Genomic DNA, 20,166 nt, shown 5'->3' with positions numbered 1-20,166 from the left:
CGTCAATAACACCGTCGTCAATCTAGGCAGCGGCCGTTGAAGGCGTAGAGTGACGCCCTCGTGTAGTCCCTATACTACAGATGTGAAGTTGTGCGTTAAGTGTCTCTTGATAACTGTACTGCTTTTATTGAATTATCTGTGTGTCATTAACGTCTTACAGTCGTTTTTTTAAAAATCGTATTTATTGCATTTCTTCCTCCAGCGTAATGGCCTATTGGCCTGCATGTTTCTCGGAGCTTGCCTGCTTACTTTTAAAGCGCATTGGTCGAATATTTCCCGGCGTTGAATGTTCAGCCAAACAATGAACATTGCGCCGCGCTGTTAGTTGGAAGTGAGTCTTGACTTGCTTTTTAGTTAACCGCCTTCCTTTAAATGACTACTAGGTATTCAAGCATGATCAAGAAGTTTGCTGTTCTGCTCCCGCTGGCTGTTGCGGTATTGGGTTCTTCGGCTGCCATGGCCGCCAACGATGCAAGCACCACGATCAACATCAAGGCCGACATCCCTACCAAGCAGTTCCACGCCCAGCCCCTGGACCCCAACTTCGGTCGCGACGAAATCATGACCTACAACACCGTGACCGGCGAACTGAGCACGCTGTCCTCGATGTTCACCCTGAAAAACACCGGTGGCTCGATCGACGCCTACCTGCAGGACGGCCCGGCGGCGCTCACCAACGGCACGGACTCGATCCCGCTGACCATCACCCTGGGCACCGTGGCCCTGACCGGTAGCCCGCAAGAAGTGGCCGCCGACGCAGAGTCCAACCCCGGCCTGCAAAAAATGATGACCATCAAGGCCGCCAAGCCGGCGGACACCCAGACCGGTCTCTACACCAGCGTCGCCACCGTGATCTTCGACAACGTGCCGCGCACCGCTTTCTAAGCACCCGGCACGCGATAAGGCCGCGCCTTATCGATCACACCCACCGCCCGCAGGTTGTGTTCGCCTGCGGTCGGTTTCCAGATGGTTTGCAGTTCGCCATAGAGTATTAAGTTCATGTTCCCGATGAAACCCATCGCGGCGGCGCTGGCCCTGCTTGCCTGTTCGGCTGCCTGGGCGACGGCTGATAACAGTTATACGCCACGCAGTTTACTGGCTCAGGCGAAAGGTTTGCCGAGCGAATTCGAAGAGCATTTTTTTGATGTGCCCCTGGCCGTGCGTATCGAACGCGACGAAGTCTTTCTGGGCGAGGCGATGGTGATACTTTCGCGCGATGACCGCCTCACGCTGCTAGACTTTACCGATATCAGCGACAGCCCGATACAACCCGCTGAGCGCGATACCTGGAGCGACTACCTGCAACAAGGCGCGGCCCTGGGAAGTTGCACGCAAACCTGCCCGGAGAAGATGTTGGCGGTGCATTACAACCTGGAAAACTCGCTGGTCTCGATCCTCACGGAGAACGCCGAGCATGACACCGATCATCAACGTTATTACCACCAGCCCCAGGACGGCAGCACGGGCTTGATTGTCAGCAACCAGTTGAACCTCAACGGCGGCCAAGCGCAGGAACTCGGCGGACGTTTCGGGGTTGAAGCCAGCAGCAGCCTGGGGAACTGGAGCCATGCGCTCAACCTGCAACTGGCACGCCTCGGCGGGCCGGACACCCAGCTTTATCACGCACTGTATTCGCTGTACGCCCAGCGCGAATTCGAAGGCCAGTTCCTGCGCCTGGGCTATTTCACGCCCACCTCCGAGGGGCTCAATCGCCAGCCGCGCGCGTTCGGCGCCGCGCCGGATATCGCCGTGGGTGTGATGCTCGGCAGTTCCGACAGCCTGGCTATCAACAACCCCAAGCCCAGCGTGTACCCGATCTACGTCACCTCCAACCGCCAGGGCTCGGTGGAGATTTATCGCAACGGTCTGCTGATCAACACCCAGGCGGTGGCCGCCGGTTTGCAGAGCATCGATACGCGGCCGTTGCCCGGTGGCATTTATGAAGTGGAAGTGCGCCTGGTCGAGGACGGCCAGGTCACTGCCACCACCCAGGAGTTGGTGTACAAGCCCAACAACTGGCGCAACCATGACGAGCGCTGGCGCTACAACGTGTTCGCCGGCCGCGAAAGCACCTTGTTCAACAACTGGGAGCAACGCGACAAAGGCGACATGACCGCCGGCGCTTCGCTCAATTACCTGCTGCACCCGCGCGTGATCGTCGGCTTGTCCGGGCGCCAGGTGCAGGAGCGCATGCAATACGGCGCTTCCATCGACTGGACATTGGCGACCCAGGCGAGCCTGTACGCCAACGTCTACCAGACCCAGGACCACGGCACCGGCATGGACGTGCAAGGCCTCTACAGTTATGGCGCCGGCAGCGTGATCGCCAGCCACAACCGCAGTTGGCTGGACACCCGCAACACCTACGACACGCTGCCCGACGGCACGCGGCTGCGCACCCGGCAAACCTTCGTCGGCCAGACCAGTACCTCGTCGCTGTCGATCAATCACCGCCTGATCAACCAGCATTCGCTCAATGCACGCCTGTCCCACAGCCAGGGCAACGTCGAGGGCGTCGGCCTGGACCTGGGTTGGAGCAAGCACGACCGGTTGTTCGGCAGCGATGCCAATTGGCGCCTGTCGCTGTTCGACCGCCCCGCCAGCCGCAGCACCGGCGACCGGCGCAACCGTGGCGTCGACCTGACCCTCAACCTGGCCCTCGGTGGGCCGGGCGAGCAGTGGTCGGGCAGCATCGGCTCACGCACCTCGCGCGACGGCAAGCGTGACAACAATGGCTCGCTGACCTACCGCAAAGACCTCAGCGGCCATGTGCTGCAGAACGTCTCGGCCACCGTGCTGACCGACACCTACGGCGTCGGCCTGTCCGGCATGACCAGCTTCCACGGCGACATGCTCGCAGGCGATGCGTTTGCCCAGCGCTCCTCCTTCAACGGCAACCTCACCGGCGGCCTCAACCTGCACAGCACCTTCGCCGTCGGCGGCCGGAAGATGGCCCTGACCAGCCAGTACCACGGCGACGGCGCGGGCATGATCGTCGATGTGGAAACCGACCTCGACGACATCACCCTGCGCGCCGACGACCTCAGCGGTGGCAGCACCGCGCTGCGGCCGGGGCGCAACTTCGTGCCGCTCACCGCCTACCGGACCGGCTCGGTGGCGTTCGATTTCGACGGCAACCACCCGCCGGCGGCGAACATCCAGCCGCCGCGCAGCGCCTACCACATCAACAAGGGCGGGGTGGACTACCGCAAGATCCGCGTGATGAAAACCGTCACCGTGCTCGGTCGCCTGCTCGACCCGCAGGGCCGCCCGCTCAAGGGCCATCACGTGATCAACCATGCCAGCCGTGGCGTCAGCGAGGTCGACGGGTTCTTCTCGATGGAAATGAACGCCGGCTCGCCCACCCTGGAAGTGCGCCGGGGCAACCAGTTGCTCTGTCAGTTCCGCCTCGACCCGAGCAAGGCCCGCAGTGAAAACGACGTGCTGATGATCGGCGACCTGCGTTGCACGCCGGATACCTTGGCCGATGGCGCATTCGAGCGCCCGACGTCGGGGTGATTCGCACAGGGTGTAAGCCATGAACATCGATACGGATAGGCCTGTTCGGGCGCGGGTATTTGCGCTTCGCAAGTCGAGTGGGTTGGCTTCAGGCCAACCGTTAATGAGGTGTAAAGCAATGAAAGTATTAGCCGCAATCCTGGGCGTGTGGATGGTTTCCCTGGGGGTCCAGGCGGGCCCGAATATCAACGTCGGCGTGGTCTATGACTACCTGGACGGGAGCAAGAGCAGCTACCTCAAACGCATCTTCAACGGCGGCACCAGCACCGCGTTCGTCAAGGTCGAGATCCTCGAAATCGTCTACGACGCCAGCGGCGTGCCCCAGGAAATTCCCGTGCAATCCCAGGCCGACGCCAGCGCCCGCGATGGCCTGATGGCCAGCCCCGCGCGCCTGATCGTGCCAGCCAACGGCATGCAGGGCACGCGCTTGCTGTACATGGGCGAGCGCGCCAGCGAGCGTTACTTCCGGGTGCGCTACATCCCGGTGGTGCCGGAAAAAGAGGACGCGTTTGCCCTGTCCGAAGAAGAGCGTGAGGAATATCAAAAGACCCTGCAGGCCGGCGTCAGCGTGCTGGCCGGCTATGGCACGGTGTTTTTCGTGCGCCCCAAGGACACCCGCTACGACACCCGCATCAACGATGGCGCCACTCGCTATGAACTGCGCAACAACGGCAACAGCGTAATCGTGGTCGACGAGTTCAAGAACTGTGTGGCCGGCAAGCCGACCGATTGCCATCCGACCACCAAGAACCACGTGCTGCCGGGGCGTGCCTTTACCTTCGATAAACAAACCGGGCGCCACTACACCTTCAAGCTGGTGGAAGGCGACACGCAGAAGAATCAAGAGGTGAAAGGATGAGCCGCTGGGCCGTGTTGGCGCTGTTGAGCGCGCTCAGCTTCAGCGCCCTGGCCGCCCGCGAGGAGGCGGTGTTCCAGGTGTCGGTCAAAGTCCCCACCAGTGACTTCTATGTATTGCCGCTCAACCCCGGCTTTCTGGAGCGTGAGCAAACCCTGAGCTGGAACCCGGTGACTGAAACCCTGAGTGCGCTGCGCGAGCCTTTCGATGTGAAAAACGTGTTGGGCGCGGTGGACGCCTACCTCGCCTATGAACCGGTGCTGTTCAACGGCCGCGACAACATTGCGCTCACCGTCACCTTCAATCAGCAGGTGCTGGGGCTCGACGCCATGCGCGTGGTGCCGGAAGCCGAGGCCCGTGTCGGCAAACGGGTGCTGCTGGAAATTGCCGCACAGAAGCCTGAGGACGGTTACCTCCCCGGCCAGTACTTCGGCAACGTGCAGATCATTTTCGATGCGTTGCGCCCATGAACCGGGGGCCACGCTTGAGTTTTTTCAGAACGAGTGAACCCATGCAAATCAAAAACAAGGTGTTGGGGCTGTGGTTGGCCGGGCTGCTGGTGGGGCTGCCCGCCGACGTAACGGCGGCCACCGTGGACATCCTGGCCTCGTTCCGGCCGGACCCCAGCCAGCCGGCGCGCAACGTGTTCAAAAACCACACGCCGCCGGGTAACAGCTATTGCACCTGGGCGCCGCAGTACTGCAACGAGACGCGCTACAGCATCGGTCTTCCGATCGATTTTCGGATGAGCGCGCCGATCGTGCCGGGTGGAGACGATCGCAATCATCTGTTGTTTCATGCGCCGACCGAACGCAGAAACATCACCGTCGTGCATGACGAAACGGGAGAGGCCGAAACCCTTCAGTTCCGGATCAGTGGCATTGGCATGGTGTTCCGGTGGCTGCGGCAGGACCCCACTGTGCGTTGGGAACACGATTATCCACCGCCACCCTGTCAATCCAGCGGGGTGAGTGTCGGCAACCAATGGCTTTTCGCGTTCACCTGGTTTTTGCCGGAAGGTGTCAGGGGGTGTGCGCAAAGAGCCGCCAGCCATATCCCCGCCGAGACATTTTGGTTCGATGGCCTCGGTTTCACCTACGAATTGGTCACGCCCGATCCCCTGGGGATGAGGGCCGGGACCTACCGCGGGCAGGTGACGTACAGCGTCGGGCCGCACAAGGACTTCGACCTGGGCAACGTGATGTTACCCAACGATGAGCAGATCACCCTCAATTTCATTCTTTCGGTCGATCACATCCTCAAGGTCGAGATCCCGCCGGGCGGTGAGCGCGTCGAGTTGCTGCCCCAGGGTGGCTGGCAAGGCTGGTTGAGCCAGGGGCGCAAACCGACGCGGCTGTTCAGGGACCAGACCTTCAACTTCTATTCCACCGCGCGCTTCAGGATCGGCATGGAATGCCAGTACGTCGAGGCGGCAGACAACACCTGCCGGATCCGTGACGCCAGGTCGGGGCGCTCGGTGCCGTTGCAGGTCGGCGTGACCATGCCCCACGGCATCGTCGACCCCGAGGGCCAGCCGGTCCAGCGCCGTCCGCTGCGGCTGGACGGCAGCGGCACGCACCTGTTGCTGTCGACGATGTTCGTCGACCGCAAGCCTGGCACCCTGCATTTCGAAGTGGCGCGCGACGATGTGGAGACGATGTTGCAGCCCGGTGAGTCCGGCACCTATGAAGGGAACGTCACAGTGATCTGGGATTCGGAGGTGTGACCCGCGGGGGTTGCAGGCGCGGGCATGCGCGGGCATGCGCGCGCCTGCAGTGCCCTCATGTGTCGGACAACGGCGCCCGGTTACGCTGTTGAGCGGCGTTTTTCAGGGCTGTGCGGGTCAGGCCGCGCATCCAGTCTTTCTCCTTGTAGCCCAGGTCGTTGAGCAGGCGGTTGTAGAGCGCGTCGCTGATCGGCGTGTCGCTGAGCACGAGGTTTTCGGCCGTGTCCAGTTCGTCCGCCAGGGCCTTGAGCTGCTCGGCGAGCTGGGCTTTTTGCTGCGGCTCCCGTTCTTCGCGCCATTGCGTCTGCAGGGTTTGCAGGTCGTCCAGGCGGTAGAACTTGTGCGTGTACTCGGTGAGATTCTGTTGATAGCGGTTGTCGTAGGTTTCCTGCAGGAAGGTCTCCCAATACGGCTCGAGCAGCATCTGGTTGACCAGGCCGTCACCCTGGCCCATTTCCCTTACCGTGGTGTACGCCTGCTGGATGCGGTCCGGGCTGACATTGGCGGTGTCGCGGTAGAGCATGTGGTCCGACAGCCAGGGCAAATCCAGCCTGTTGGCCAGGGCGGTCTGGTAGGCCAGGTGGATATCCACTTCGTCCACCTCGCCGGCCTCGCCGTCCACCAGCTCGGAGCGCAGGCGCTGGCCTTCGCCACCGGCGTCGATGGGCCGCAGGCGCCGGGCGACGTCCGACTGGGCCACCAGGTTCAGGTGTTTGAGGCGCGCCGCGCCCTTGGCCAGGGTCACCAGCCGGCCTTCGAGTTCAGCCAGTGACGCGGAAAAGCGCCGGGCTTCGCTGGCCATGACCTCGATCCCCATCTCATTGAAAATCTGCGCGCCGCCGTCGCCGCACAAACCGGGGAAGCTCGACAGCTTGAACAAGCGCTCGCGCAGGGCGCTGTCGGCGTGGGTGGCGTTGATCAAGCGCCACACCCGTTGCGTCAGTTCCGCTTGGTTGCGGGCGTAGCGCTGCTGGTCCTGGGGGTTCTCGAAAAACTCGGGCGGCTCAAGCAATTTGATGACTTCGAAAAAGCCCTGGGAGCCGTGTTCGTCTTCGACGGCGTCCCACAGCTGCTCGCGGACAAGCCGGGTGTTGGCGTCGACGCCTTCCAGCCAGGGATCGCTGCTGCCCTGGGGCTCATAGGTGCGATAGGGGTCCAGCCCGGCCTCGCTGCGGTAGCGTTCGTACAGAGTGCGCTGATCGTCGTTCAGCGTGTTGCGGTCCAGGCGGGTGCGCGCCACGGTGCGCGCAGCCGTGGGTTCCGGCGTCAGGGTGGGCAGGGCGCGGATCGGGTTGCCGCTCAGGTTCAGGTCGAACGCATCGTTCCTGGGGTGGGCAAACAGGCCGCGGGGCCATTGGCCGATCTGTGTGTGGCTGAGGTCGAGGCGGCGCAGGTTGGGCATGCGCGTGATGTCCGGCGCGAGGCTGAGCGGGTTGTGGCTGAGGATCAGGACTTGCAGGCGGCGCAGGTTGCGCAGGCGCGTCACGTCTTCGGGGAACAGGGCCAGGCGGTTGCTCGCGAGGTTGAGGTTGCGCAGCAAACGCATCGCGCCAAGCTCGACCGGCAGGCTGGTCAGGTGGTTGTCGCTCAGGTCCAGGGAGTGCAGCGCCGGGAAGTGCTTGAGCAAGCCGCAATGGGTTTGCCCGACGCTGCTCTGGCTCAGGTCCAGGAATGTCACATGTTCAAAGTTGACGGTCAGCGCGGGCAGCGATTCGGGTAGCGGCATGCCGTTCAGGTCCACGCGCGCGCCGTGTTGGGTGCGGCCCCAATCGTCGGTGTATTCGGCGTAGCGGTCGGCCCAGGTCTGTTCGAGGAGCAGCGCCAGGCGTTTGCGGCTGGCCAGTTGTTGACGCTCCTGGACGCTGCCTTTGGGGTGATGGGTGGGCGATTGTTTCCAGGTCTGCAATTGGCTGTGCAGGGTTTGTTTCTCCAGGGTCAGGTCGTTCAGGGTGGTGCCCAGTTGGTCGGTGGGGATCGCCTCGATAAAGCGGCTCAGCCGTTGCTCGCTGAGGCTCGGAAACAAGCGTTGCAAGACCTCCCTGGCAAACGTTGCCGGGTGATCGGCAGGGGCGGCGCGGCAGCGGCTGAGCAGCGGGCCGCCGAGCAACTGTTGGGTGTGCCGCTCCATCACCCGGTGAGTCGCCGGCTCAGCGAGGAGCGTGCGGCGCTCGGCCAAGGGTTCCAGGGCGGTCATCAGCCAGTGCCGCAGGTCTGCGCCTTCGCCGGGGCGGTAACCCAGCCCGCTGTGCGACGCGGCGGGCAGGCTCGACAACACGGCTTCGTACAGATTGGCCGGGCGGTGCAACGGTTGGCCGGCACCGTCATAGACCGCATAACCGAGGCTGTTGTGGACCAACACCCGGCGAGTGGTGGCAGTGTCCGGGCCGGCCTGGCTGCGCAGGGGGCCGGTGACGGCGCCGTTGCGGATTTCAAGGTGCAGGTCGCTGAGCACGTCGGCGTGCAATTGCAGGGTCTTGAGCACCAGGGTTTCCGTGGCCGGGCTGGGCGACGCCGGTGGATAGAAGCCTTCGTAGGCGCGTGCCGCCTCGGCGGCCACGTGCAGCTCGTCGGCCAGGTTGCGCAGACGCAACGGCCCGCGCCGGTGCGCGGCCAGGGCCTGGCGTTCGGCGGGGCGGGCGGTGTCGAGCAGGCGGCGGGCCAGGCTCAGGTCAAGGTCGGGATGGTCGTGGCGCAGGCTGATAATGCCGGGGTCGTCGCTCTCTTCACGGGCGCGGTAGACCGCCGGGGCGATGTCGCGGCTCTGGCTCAATACGTAGTCGGCCAGTTGCTCGCGTAACGCGTGTACCCGCTGCGACTTCGGCACCTCGGCGCCCAGCAGGCGGGTGATTGCCGCTTCATCGAGAAAGCCCAGCACCCGTTCCGGCAAGTGCCCGGACAGCACTTCGCCGAGGCTGATGCGCAAGGTGTCGGCGGCGCTGGCTTGCGCAGCGCCATAGCGGTGCGAGCTGCCGCTCAGGTCGGGCTTGAGGAACACTTGCAGTGCTTTGTTCCGGGGCCAACCGTCGAGTTCGGTGACCATCTGCTCGAACCAGTCCGAACTCGGGTCGGCGCTCAAAGCCTGCCCGGCGCGGATTTTTTCGCTGGCCGCCTGGATGGAGTCGGCCGCTTCGAGCCGTTTGAGGCCGGCATCGAGCAACGGCGGCAGTGTTTCGTTGTACTCGTACATGCGGCGTAGGGCGCCGTCTTCGGTGGCGCTGGCGACCCTTAGCTGTTCCAGCTGCGTGTCACTGAACGGTTGCACCCGATGCCCGAGACGTCGCAGCAACTGCGCACGCTCCCAGGTGCGCGGGCGTTCGCCCTCGTGGGTCGCCGCGCCGTCGCCGTTCAATTGCAGGCGCGGGCGGTAGGCGTTCGGGCGTTCGGGGTGGACCACGCGGTGCGCGTCGCCGAGCGGGTCGTATTGCACCTCCAGGTGATGCTCGCCCAGGGCCAGCAGGGTTTTGCCGTCATGCTGATGCAGGCCCGCGGGCGACGGTATCGAATCGGCGGGGATCGGGGTTTTCCGGGCGAACGCGCTGATGTCCGGGTTCCACAAGCGCCGGCTGCCGTCGGCCCGCTGCACCGGGACCAGGCCTTCGATGAAGGGCGAGAGCTTGAGCCGCGCCAGCTGACCGATGTGGCCGCCCGCGGCAAACAGGGCGAACTGGATCACGCTGTCGGCCACCCCCGCCACATGTTCCCAGGCTTCGGTGCGCCGGCCTTCGCTCCAGTCGACGACGCCTTCGCACACCTCGTCCATGATCTGGTAGGCGCTGTAGACCAGCATCAGTTCGCCGAGCACCGGTACGAAGGGCGTCAGCACCAGCAACGCGGCATTGAGGAGGTCGGCGAACATCTGCTCCAGGTTGTCCCACCAGGCCCAGCGGGCGTGGCGTTCGACGTCGGTGCTGGACACGGCGATAGTCCGCGCATCGTTGACGATTTTGTTCAGTTGCACGCGATACAGGTAGCTCCACAGGGTGTCCGCGTGGGGTGTCGGCGGGCGTTGGCGATAATCGTCCTGCCAGCGTTGCACGCTGAAGTGCAGGTTGGGGTCGCTGATCGGCGTGTCTTTCCAGCTCGGCCCGCTGTCGGTGCGGGCTTTTTGGTGCCATTGGATGTGGCTGAGGCGCGCATTGAGCCCGGCAAAAAAAGCCCCGCGCTCGGCATGGGGCACGAACTGGCTGAAGAACACCTGGTAGCGCGCCTTATCGCGCAACTGACGGGTCAGTTCGGCCATGAACGCCTGGGGCGACGGGTATGCCTTGAGCGGGTGTTCGGGGTCGTCGGCGACATAGGCGATCACCCGAGGGCCTGGCGCGGCGATAAACAGCACGATGCCCACCAGCGCGACGTTCATCACGCTGAGGGTGTAGGCCTGGAGCGGGCTCGGCCGGTCGCTCAGCAGGTCAAGCATCGAACCGTGCGTCTCGGGCTCGAGGTCGCCCTTGGCCAGGGCCAGGTGGGCGGCGCTGTTCAACGCAGCTTTGTGGCGTGCGACCACCTCGTCGTGAACCGTGCGGGCCAGCGGCGGGTTGTTGAAGCCGAGGGCCTGGCTGAGCTTGAGTTGATACTGCGCGCCGAGATCCAGCTGGCGGCAAATGTCTTTGAACCCCTGCGCCGTGAGGCGCGCGCCGCTGGTGCGGTGGGTGATCGACAGCACATCGCGCTGGCCGCGTGCATCGCTCGGGCCGAGGAAGGCGAAGTCGAGAAAGTCGTCACTGGCGGCGAAGTTGCCCAGCGCCGTATCGAGCAACGACACGGTCTTGCTGGTCTGTGCGCCGCTGATGTTGATCTTCCACCAGGCCAGGTTGGCTTCGACATAGAGGCGCAGGTAGGTGTTGCGCACATCCACCGCGCCATAGTCGCGCAGGGCGTGTTTGAGCAGCGGTTCGGCGAAGGCGTACACGTCGTTCAACGCGGCGAGCCGTTGGTCCAGGCGGTTTTGTCGCTGCCAGTGCTCGGCAATGGCGGCCTTGAGCGGGGCCGGTGCGGTCAGGCTGTTGAGGCGCGCGCTTTTCAATGCGCCGAGGCGTGCGGGCGTGGTCTGGGTGAGCCAGGCCGGCAGGGCGTCGCGGATGTGCGCGTAGTGGGCGCCGTTGAAGGCGCTGTCGAGTGACGGTAGAGCGGGCATGGATCAAGTCCTGTAAAGGGTGATCCATGAGTGTGTGTGGCGGCGTCGCGCCGCGGTGGCAGATAGGTAGTGCAGCCGGGCGTCAGGGTTGGCGGGCCAGGCACAGCGTCGGGTCGCCCGGTTGCAGCAGCGGGTTGAGCATCGGCGCCATGCCCTTGAGCACCTGCACCGGCAAGGCCGAGGTGAAGGTGAAGTGCTGCGCCGACGCCCCCGGCACAAACGCGGTGAGGGTGCCGAAGTGATGCGCGCCGATGTAGAACACGAAGGTCGCCGTGCGGTTGATCGATTTCGAACTGAGCATGCGCCCGCCGGGCCCCATGGCCTCGATGCGGTTATCGCCGGTGCCGGTTTTGCCGCCCATCGCCAGCGCCGTGCCGTCCGCCAGTTTGAAGCTGCCGGCCACTCGCTTGGCGGTGCCGGCGTCGACCACTTGCGACAGCGCGCCGCGCAACGCCGTGGCGACTTCGCTGGGCAGCACCCGTTTGCCGCGGTTCGGGTCGTTGACCACGCGGGTTTCATAGGGCGTGCCGCTGGCGAATTGCAGGCTGTCGATACGCAGCACCGGCAAGCGCACGCCGTCGTTGAGGATGATGCCCATCAGTTCCGCAAGGGCGGCGGGGCGGTCGCCGGAACTGCCGATGGCGGTGGCCAGCGACGGCACCAGATGGTCGAACGGGTAGCCCACGGCCTGCCAGCGCTGGTGGATATCGAGGAACGCTTCGATCTCCAGCATGGTGCGGATCCGGCTGTCACGCGCACTCTGGTGACGGCTCTTGAACAGCCAGCTGTAGACCTCCTGGCGTTCGAATTCACTGGCTTTGACGATTTCGTCGAAGCTCGCCTCAGGGTGGTTGAGCAGGTAGCCCAGCAGCCACAGGTCCAGCGGATGCACCTTGGCGATATAGCCCTGGTCCGGCAGGTCGTAGGCGCCGGGGCCGTAACTCTGGTAGAGCCGTTCGAGGCGCTCGTCGCTGAGCGTGTCGGGGGTTTTGAGGTTTTTCAGGTGCGAGCGCACGAAGGTGTTGAAACTCGCCTGGCTGGCCTGGGGCAGCAGATAGCGGTGGACGGCGGCCAGGCGGATCGCGGTGGGGTGCAGGCTGTCCATGAAGGTGTCGAGCCGGGCCTGGGTGTCTTTGTGGCGGTATTTTTTCCAGAACTTGAGCAGGAACGCGGTGCCTTCGTGGTCGGCGAACTTGGCCAGGTATTCCTGGCGGCGCGGGTCGTTGTCGTCCTTGAGCAACCGTGCGCTGTTGTCTTCGCCCGAATAGGTGGTGTAGCGCACCAGGTCGCGCATCAGGCGAATGAACGGCAGGTTGATCGACTCGCGCAGGGCATCGCGCAAGGTCGGGTTGCGGCCGTTGTCTTCGTTGCGAAAGTTATGGAAGCGGTGCAGGCCGCCGCCGGTGAAAAACGCCTCGCCGGGGCTGGCCGAGTAGGTGCGGTCGAGGGCGGCGTCGAGCATTTTCGCCAGGTCGCGGTCGCTGTGCTGGATCAGGTAATTCAGCGCCCAGCGCGAGAGCACATCCTGCTCGGGCAGCTCGACGCTTTTCAGCTCGGCGGGCGTGCGCGCCTGGTAGCGTGCATGCAGCTCGGTGATGATCTGCAGGTAGGTGGTCAGCACCCGCAGCTTGGCGGTGGAGCCCAGTTCGAGTTTGCTGCCTTCGTTGATATCGAACGGCTGGTCGGTGTTGTCGGTCTGCACCCGCACGCGTGCGCCGTCGGGCGTCAGTTCGTAGAGGGTGAAGCTGTAGCGCACCTGCGGTGTGCTTTGCGGCGTCAGCAGGCGCGGGCCGAGCAGGCCCATCTGCGCGGCGAACGTCGGGTCGGCCAGGTGCTTGAGGTAGTCGGTGGCCTGGGTTTGCAGCGCGTAATGCAAGGTGCTGGTGGCCGACAGGTCGAGGCGGTCGAGGTCATACAGCGAGCGGTTGAGCAGGCTGGCGAGACGGCTGCGGGCGACGTTGATGGCTTTGTTGGTTTCTACCGGCTGGAGGGTCGGTTGCTGCTGCCAGTCGCGGTAGGTCACGTGGCTGGCGAGGGCGGCGGCGGACAAGGTGGCGGGGATCACCTGGTTCTGCGCGAGCAGGCGGATATGGCTGTCGGTCAATTGCGCCAGCTCTTCGCGACCTTTGGTCAGGTAGTGCGAGGGCCGGCGTTGGGCAATCATCAGCGACAGCACCTGGCGCAGGGCCAGGCCGCGTCTGGCCAGGCTCGCCGGGTCTTGTGCGCTGTCGCTCAGCGCCTGGTTGACCTGATTGAAGTCGGCGCCGTACCACACCCGCAGGCCTTCGGCCAGGCCATGCACTTCGCCGTGGCCCGGCACGGCGGACAACGGCACGCTGTTGAGGTAGTCGCGCACGATATTGCGCCGACTGCCCGAGGTGTCCGGCCCGGCCTGGTAGGCCCGCACGCTGGCGGACATCATCTGGCGGATTTTCTCGCCGCCGGACAAGGTCAAGCCGTCGGGCGAATGGCGATATTTCTCGAGCTGCGTGGCCAGGGTGCTGCCGCCGGCGGTCTGCCCCGGCAGATGCAGGAGTTTGGCCACTTGCGACCAGGCCGCCTTGGCAAAGCGCGGCCAGTCCACCGCCGGGTTGGCCAGCGGTTGCGTGGGGTCCAGCAGGTCGCGGTCCTCAATGAACAGCAGGCTCTGCACCACCAACGGCGGAACCTCGGCAAAGCTGGCGTAGAGCTGTTGCGGGTAGGTGAAGGCATACAGCGGCGCGGCGCGGCAATCGGTGATGCTCAGGCCGGCCTGGACTTTTTCCGCGTAGGGCACGAACAGCCCGTGCTCGGCATAGCCCAGCAAGGCCGGGGAGAAGCGTGTCTGGGCCTGGATCAGGTAATTGCGCTTGAGCAGGCGCGGTAGAAATTCATTCAGCGCGCTGTAGCCCAGGCGCCGGTCGAACGGGCCGTCGCCGGGGTACACGATGGCATCGCTGGCGCCGGGCTCCAGGCGATAACTGAGGGTGGCGGCCAACGGGCTCAGGTAGCGGGCCTGCAGGCGCGAGGTGTGCATTTCCACGCTGGCGGCCCAGCCCAATGCCAGCAGCGCGAGCAACAGCACCAGCCACACCAGGCGCCACCACCCGGATCGCCGGCGGGCGCTGTGTGGCAATGGCAGTTGATCCGGGCTGTCGGTCGGCAGCGCAGCCTGTTTCGAATCGGTTTGCCATAAAGCGCCCATAGTCGATTCATCCATTTACGCAGATTGATCGGACTTGGGTGAAGCTTAGTCGTTGGTGACGAAATGTGTCGGCTCACGGCTGCGGGCGTTTCACGCCATTGCGCAGCAGCGCCAGCCAGTTGCGGTCGTTGGCCTGGCCCCAGCGGTAGGTGCCGCGATCGTTGAAAAACACCGAAATGTCTTCCAGGTACCACATGTGCATTTTGACGTTGAGTTGACGCACATAGTCGCTTGCCGGGCAGACGATGGCTGCCCAGGGGTCGCATATCCACAGGCCGACCCAGCCTGCTTCGCTGAAGTCCAGGGTCGAGCCCAGCGTCGCCGGCGGGTTCCCCACCACCACAAACGCGTGGGCGGGCGGGCTGGTGCCCCAGACGCGCGCGGCGCCGCCGTTGAACCTGATCAGTTCGCTCGCCACGTGGGCCATCTGGTCGCAATTGCCTGCGCCGGTCTTGAGGATCACTTCGGTGTAGTTGGGCTGGCCCGCCCGGCTGTACTGCCACATCACCAGCGGTTCGGCGATGGCCAGCCGTTCCAGCTCGTCGACCCCCGTGCCCACGATGTTGGCCGAGCCGATCCCGGTGCTTTTGACCAGCGCCACGGTGCTGGCCTGGGCCTTGCTGGCCAGGTACTGATTGAGGGTCTGGCCAGGCTGCGCGAGGTAGGGCGGCCAGGTGTCGAGTTTCAAGGGTGTGACGGCCACGCTCATGCCCAGGCGCTGCCCCTGATCGCTGGCGTTGAGCAACAACTCGCGCTGCTTGATGACCCGCAGGCCGCGTGACTGCTCGAGCAGGCGCTTGAGTTTGGCCGCACCGAAGCCGCGCCTGGCCAGTTGTTGGCTCAGTACCTCCAGGGTGGGCAGTGTGACCAACGGGCGGTTATGCACGAACCCGGCGGCGCTCAAGTAGTCGAGCTTGCGCTGGCTGAATGCGCGGATCAGCTGTTCGGGTTCACCGCCGAGGTTGAAGTCCAGGCGGTTGAACAGCATCGCCGGAGCGGGGGCGATGGCGATGCCTTCGTAAAAGACCCCGGCGTCGGCCTCCACGATAATCCGCGTGCCTCCCGCCGGGGTCAGTTCGATCGCCATGGCGCGCAGGGTTCGGCTGTCATCGGTGCCCACTGTCAGCCCGGTCAGCTCGACCACGCGCGTGTCGCGGTTGAGTTGATTGTCCAACTGATTGTTGGGCAGGCCGAATTGCGCTTCGTTGGCGATGAGCCGACCGGTGAGCTGGGGCTTGTAGGTCAGCGGCGCGGTCCTGGCCACTGGCGTCAGTTCAAAGCTGGTGCCTTGGGGCATCGCTTCGTACAGCCGGCGGTTGTGGACCAGCTTGCGCGGGTCGGGGCCGACGGCGGGGGCGGGGATCAGGCGCAGGTGCTCGATGGCCTGGGCGCGGCGTTGCTGGATCGAGGCGTTGAACGCGGTGAGTTTTTTGGTGAAGCAGATCAGTGGGATCGGGCTGCGTTTGCTGCGCGCCGCACCGCACAGGCTGTCGAAGCCTTCGGCGGCCTTGAAGTAGGCGGGCGAGGCCAGGTCGTCCAGGTGGGTCGGCGCCTGGTGCTCCAGGCGGAACAGGTTGTCGCCGTCGAGCAGGTCGATGGCGTCGCGACGCGCAATCAGCAGCGGCTGGGTGGCGAACAGCCGTTCGCTGACCAGCACCTGCTGCCCGCGGGCGTTTTGCATCGGCGCCACGCCAAGGGCGCTGTCCAGGCGAAAGGTGTGGCTCGGCGGCCCATAGGGTTTGCCGGTGAACGGGTGGCACGGGTACCAATATTTTTTGTGCAGCAGCGCATTGATCCGCAACAGGTCGCTGCCGCGCAGCAGCGTGCCGCTGCCGAGGTCGGCGCCGGCGAGCAGCCGGGGGTAGTCGAGCAGGAACCGGTCGGCGGTGCGACGTTGAACCTGTTCTATGGCCGTGTGGAGGATTTTCCGCGCACCGCCGCCCAGCCGGATCACCCCGCTGCGAGCCAGCCTGAACAGGCCCGGAAGGCCGTCCAGCGGGTTCAGCGCGGTGTTGAGGAAGGCGCCGCTCAAGCGGGCCAATTGCAGCAGTTTGATCGGCAACGGCGCGGTTTTTTTCAACACCGCCAGGGACGCCGTGAGAAAGCGCTGGGTGGGGAACAGCAGCGCCAACAGGTCGATAAAGCAGGCGTAGCCGCCGTCGATGACACGGCGGGTGTCGCCGGAACCGAGGTCCTCGGCGCAGGACCAGAACGGCACGAGGGCTTTGAGGCGTGTCCACACCCGATCCCAGCGCTGTTGCATCTGCTCGCGCTGCGTGGTCCCCCGGGCTTGCAGGTGCAAGGCGTCGACTTCGAGGAAGAAGTGCTCGCGCACGATGGCTTGGGCAATGGCGCGGTTGAGCGTCGAACCGTAGGTCAGCGCCGCCGCCGTCGGCGGCTGGGCGGGGGGCGGGCTGAATGACCACAGCGTCTGCACAATCACCTTGGCGCGCACCCCCGGCCGTGGCGGGCGCCCGTTGGCATAGGCGTCCCAGTCCAGCGGCAGTTCATCGCCCATCAGCAGTTGGGTGACCGGGCGGGTGGCGTGGGGAGTGCCGGTGGCCACCGACATCAGCGTGCCGCCCTCGTGGAATGCCAGCGGTGCGCCGCGGCGTTTGTCTACGCGGTTCAACAGCGGGAACAGCTCGTATTCCTGCACCGCGCTGGGCGATGTACCGCGCAGGATCACGCCCATTCGGGCGCTACGCGCCAACGCTTCTTCCGGGCTCAGCAGGGCGAGGTCTTTGCCGGGTTCTTTTTTCAGTACCAACAGCTGCAAGTCGGCCTGTTGCAGGTGGTGTCGGTCGGTCAGCGGCAGTTGCGCCAGCAGGTCTTCGATCAGGCTGCTGTAGGCCTGCTTCAGGCGTTCGATGTAGGCCGCGAACGCGCTGTCGAAGCGTTGATGGATGTTGCCCAGGCGCCCGAACGATGGGCGCAGTTGTGCCAGGTCCAGTTGGGGCTCGGTGGACTGCCAGCGGCTGTCGCCCAGTTGGCCATCCATGTGCAACTCCACCAGACTGTGCAGGCTGTAGTTCCGGCGCTCGTGATGGTGCATCGGGAAGCGCAGGCTGCCGCCGGCGAGCGGCGGGACGGGGCGCCACAGGCAGGCTTTGTCCAGCAGCGTCTGGTTGGGGAATAGGTTTTTCAGGTCGGCCAGGGCAATGCTGCGGCGGGTCGGTGGCGCGTCGGCAAAGGTGATCAGGGCTGCCTTCAAGGCGTGCAGGCGTTGGCTGAGGCGCAGCTTCAGCGCGTCGATTTCATGCGCGAGGTAGGCGGTGTTGTCGCGTTCGGGCAGTTCGCCCACGGTGATGGCCCAGTCGAGCAGGGTGCGGGTGGCGAGGTATTCGCGCCACTGTTGTTGCTGGCCGGTCGTGGCGGGCATGGATGCCAGGGCGAGCATGTCGTGGTAGCTCAGCTGGCGCGGTGAGCCGGGCGCCATGGCCTGCGCGATCAAGACCCCTTGCTTGAAACTCATCCAGGCGATCGAGCTGCGAAAGCGCATCGTCGCGGGCAGCCCGCGCACCAGAAACTCCGGCGCGGCGCCGGCCAGCAACAGGTGGGCGGCGAGGGGCGCAGCGCGGGTGGAGACCTTGCAGGTTCGCACCAAATGCAGTTCCAGGTCTTGGCGCGCTTCGCCGTGGGGCTTGCCCGCGTGGGCGCTCAGCTCGAAACCGGCGATGGGAGCGCCTGCTTCGCCGGCTCCAGGGTCGAGGTCGAGGATCAGGGCGCTCAACACCAACAGGTCGAGGCTGGTCTGGCTGGCGGCTTCGTCCGGGTGCTGGCCGTACCAGTGCAGCGCCATCACCAGTTGTTGGCCCAACTGCCGCGCCGGTCCGCGCCGCAGCAGTTGTTTGAGCAAGTGGTCGGCCTGGGCGCGGATCGCGTCAGCACTCAGGTCGCTCAGCAGTGTGCCGCACAAGCGGTCAAGCAGGCGTGGGTGGCCATCGGGCAGGCCGTGATTGGCGGTGGCGAGAACGCTGTGGCGCTGTTCGCTGAGCAGTCGTACCGGCGAGTGGGTCGTGGCGCTCAACAGCCCATGATAGTCGTCGAACTCGGGGCGGCGGGGCAGGTTCATCTCCAGGGTTTGCAGGGTGTCCTGGGCTTCGTCGACGCTGGTCGGTGGGGCAAGATCATGCTGTTGCAGCAGTTGCTGGAGGGTGAAGGGGCCGCAGATGGGGTGCGGGACAACGGCGGGATGGTGCGGCGCGCCGGAGTCCGGTGCGGGGTGCAACGTCACGCTGGCCGTGTCGATCACGTGGTCGTTGGGCGGGGCTTGGATCAGGCCTTTCAAGCACTCGGCCATGACGTCGCGGTCATGGTCCTGGGCCAGCCACTGCTGGTGCTGCATCAGGGCGAGATCGGCGTTGGCCAGGTCGCTGACCGGCAGCGTGGTCAACGCCGTCGACTGGCGCAGCGTGTCGATCAGTACGCGGGCTTCGGCGGGTGTGTCGGGCACCGGCAGATCATGGCAATTGAGCAGTTGGGCGAGGCTGAACTGGCCGCTCTGGTGGACAAAGCTCCCCAACTGCTCGGCGACTTCGACCAGGTGTTCGAGCTGGCCGTCCAGGGGCAGCGCCAGCAGTTGTTCGATGCCGATATCCACCAGCCCGCCCCAGGCTTTTTTGCCGCTGAGCCGGCGTGTGGCGGGATCGAACATATACGTGCCGGGTTGCAGGCCGTCGACCGCTTCCAGCGCCAGGAACGACGGGTTGCGGGTGATGGCGTCGAGTAACGCGGCGCCGGTTTGCTGGGCGGTGGCCCAGAACGAACCGGAGTCGAGTTTGAAATAGCTCCTGTAGCAGGAAAACAGGCTGAAATCGTCGTCGTCGAGCAGGGCTTGCAGTTGGTCGGCGATCTGTTGCCGGTCTTGATTCAACCGCTTCAACCCGTCATCCAGCCCCGCCTTGGGCTCGGCGAAACTGTTCGATTGATCGAGCGCCTGGGAGATCACCCTGCGCTCGCCGCGATGCTCGGGGTAGGGATAGCCATAGAAATTCAGCACCGATTGCGCCGGCAGTTCGAGCGGCGCGGTTTCGAGCGGCACGTCCAGGCCGGCCAGGTCCACCGGCAGGCGCGTGGCCCAGGCCCGCAGGTGTGGACGGCTGAGTGCGCGGCGGTACACCTGCAGCCAGCAGCCCAGGGTGGAGTGCTCGGGCACGATCACTGTGGTGGAGTCGCCGTTTGTCAGGTGATTGAACAACGCGCTGATCAATTGGCCATCGGCGGCCAGGCGTCGTGCCCGGCCTTGCTGGAGTACGTCGAGGTTGGTCGGCATGGGGAGATCCTTTCGCTGGGATTGCCGTCCTGGCAATCGAAGCACCCCATGGTGAAGGGGTGGCCCGGCGGCGGGTATGGCGATGCTTCCCGTTCGGCCGTGGCCGGCTTCCGCGTTGTCCGCCCGATGGGCTGAAAGTATTGAAACAGAGCCTTCGGCTGCGTATATACGGCCTAGGTAGGGGCATGACGCTGCACCAAAGCTGTGCAATACTCGGCGCGCGTCAAACGGAGAAAATCCTTACGCTATCCAGGTAATGCCCCTCCACAAAAGCCGCTTTTACCGCGAGTTCTCGCTGAATCTTGCCGTTTATTAAGTGAAAAACCCTGGGTTGAGCTTTTTATACTGCACCCCCGCTGAACTGGCCATGGCCAGACGGGTTGGCCCATGAGGCGAACCCGGTGTGAGGCGTCCTGGCGGACCTGCTGCGACGTCGAGTACTCGGTGGCTTAATCCAATAACAAGACGAGGT

8 protein-coding genes are annotated in these 20,166 nt (G+C 64.7%); 5 read left to right on the top strand and 3 right to left on the bottom strand.

The features are described 5' to 3' along the window. Positions 1 to 393 precede the first annotated feature (393 nt). The 5 genes from NR164_RS24390 (at position 394) to NR164_RS24370 (ending at position 6,101) form a co-directional block, all read left to right on the top strand. On the top strand, positions 394 to 885 hold the full coding sequence (locus NR164_RS24390; protein ID WP_046384572.1) for a CS1 type fimbrial major subunit: 492 nt from the start codon (positions 394 to 396) through the stop codon (positions 883 to 885). 114 nt (positions 886 to 999) lie between these two features. Then, on the top strand, positions 1,000 to 3,519 hold the full coding sequence (locus NR164_RS24385) for a TcfC E-set like domain-containing protein (protein WP_102617526.1): 2,520 nt from the start codon (positions 1,000 to 1,002) through the stop codon (positions 3,517 to 3,519). Between the two features lie 118 nt (positions 3,520 to 3,637). Then, entirely contained in the window at positions 3,638 to 4,378 is a 741-nt protein-coding gene (locus NR164_RS24380; RefSeq protein ID WP_017844572.1) for a hypothetical protein, read from the top strand. Then, positions 4,375 to 4,845, top strand: a complete 471-nt coding sequence (locus NR164_RS24375) for a CS1 type fimbrial major subunit (protein WP_017844573.1) — start codon at positions 4,375 to 4,377, stop codon at positions 4,843 to 4,845. The genes NR164_RS24380 and NR164_RS24375 overlap by 4 nt, the downstream gene beginning before the upstream one ends. A gap of 41 nt (positions 4,846 to 4,886) precedes the next feature. Beyond that, positions 4,887 to 6,101, top strand: a complete 1,215-nt coding sequence (locus NR164_RS24370) for a hypothetical protein (RefSeq protein WP_017844574.1) — start codon at positions 4,887 to 4,889, stop codon at positions 6,099 to 6,101. A gap of 55 nt (positions 6,102 to 6,156) precedes the next feature. On the opposite strand, the gene NR164_RS24365 is transcribed toward NR164_RS24370, so the two are convergent. The 3 genes from NR164_RS24365 to NR164_RS24355 all read right to left on the bottom strand — a co-directional run bounded on the left by NR164_RS24365 (position 6,157) and on the right by NR164_RS24355 (position 19,694). Further along, complete coding sequence (locus NR164_RS24365) at positions 6,157 to 11,235, bottom strand: NEL-type E3 ubiquitin ligase domain-containing protein (protein ID WP_256823358.1); 5,079 nt, start codon at positions 11,233 to 11,235, stop codon at positions 6,157 to 6,159. Between the two features lie 82 nt (positions 11,236 to 11,317). Continuing rightward, positions 11,318 to 14,419: a transglycosylase domain-containing protein gene (locus NR164_RS24360; protein WP_256823357.1), complete on the bottom strand. Its 3,102-nt coding sequence runs from the start codon at positions 14,417 to 14,419 to the stop codon at positions 11,318 to 11,320. Positions 14,420 to 14,492: 73 nt separating this feature from the next. Beyond that, on the bottom strand, positions 14,493 to 19,694 hold the full coding sequence (locus NR164_RS24355; protein ID WP_256823356.1) for a hypothetical protein: 5,202 nt from the start codon (positions 19,692 to 19,694) through the stop codon (positions 14,493 to 14,495). Between the last annotated feature and the right edge of the window lie 472 nt (positions 19,695 to 20,166).

The sequence above is a fragment of the Pseudomonas sp. Pse79 genome (assembly GCF_024519615.1).
In the GTDB taxonomy this organism is placed as follows: Bacteria; Pseudomonadota; Gammaproteobacteria; order Pseudomonadales; family Pseudomonadaceae; genus Aquipseudomonas; species Aquipseudomonas veronii.
The sequence above is the reverse complement of the archived record's forward strand: the minus strand, read 5'-3'. Positions and strand labels throughout refer to the sequence as shown.

Coding starts and splice junctions, on each gene's coding strand:
- NR164_RS24390 (WP_046384572.1), top strand. CDS start 394: ATGATCAAGAAGTTTGCTGTTCTGCTCCCGCTGGCTGTTGCGGTATTG.
- NR164_RS24385 (WP_102617526.1), top strand. CDS start 1,000: ATGTTCCCGATGAAACCCATCGCGGCGGCGCTGGCCCTGCTTGCCTGT.
- NR164_RS24380 (WP_017844572.1), top strand. CDS start 3,638: ATGAAAGTATTAGCCGCAATCCTGGGCGTGTGGATGGTTTCCCTGGGG.
- NR164_RS24375 (WP_017844573.1), top strand. CDS start 4,375: ATGAGCCGCTGGGCCGTGTTGGCGCTGTTGAGCGCGCTCAGCTTCAGC.
- NR164_RS24370 (WP_017844574.1), top strand. CDS start 4,887: ATGCAAATCAAAAACAAGGTGTTGGGGCTGTGGTTGGCCGGGCTGCTG.
- NR164_RS24365 (WP_256823358.1), bottom strand. CDS start 11,235: ATGCCCGCTCTACCGTCACTCGACAGCGCCTTCAACGGCGCCCACTAC.
- NR164_RS24360 (WP_256823357.1), bottom strand. CDS start 14,419: ATGGGCGCTTTATGGCAAACCGATTCGAAACAGGCTGCGCTGCCGACC.
- NR164_RS24355 (WP_256823356.1), bottom strand. CDS start 19,694: ATGCCGACCAACCTCGACGTACTCCAGCAAGGCCGGGCACGACGCCTG.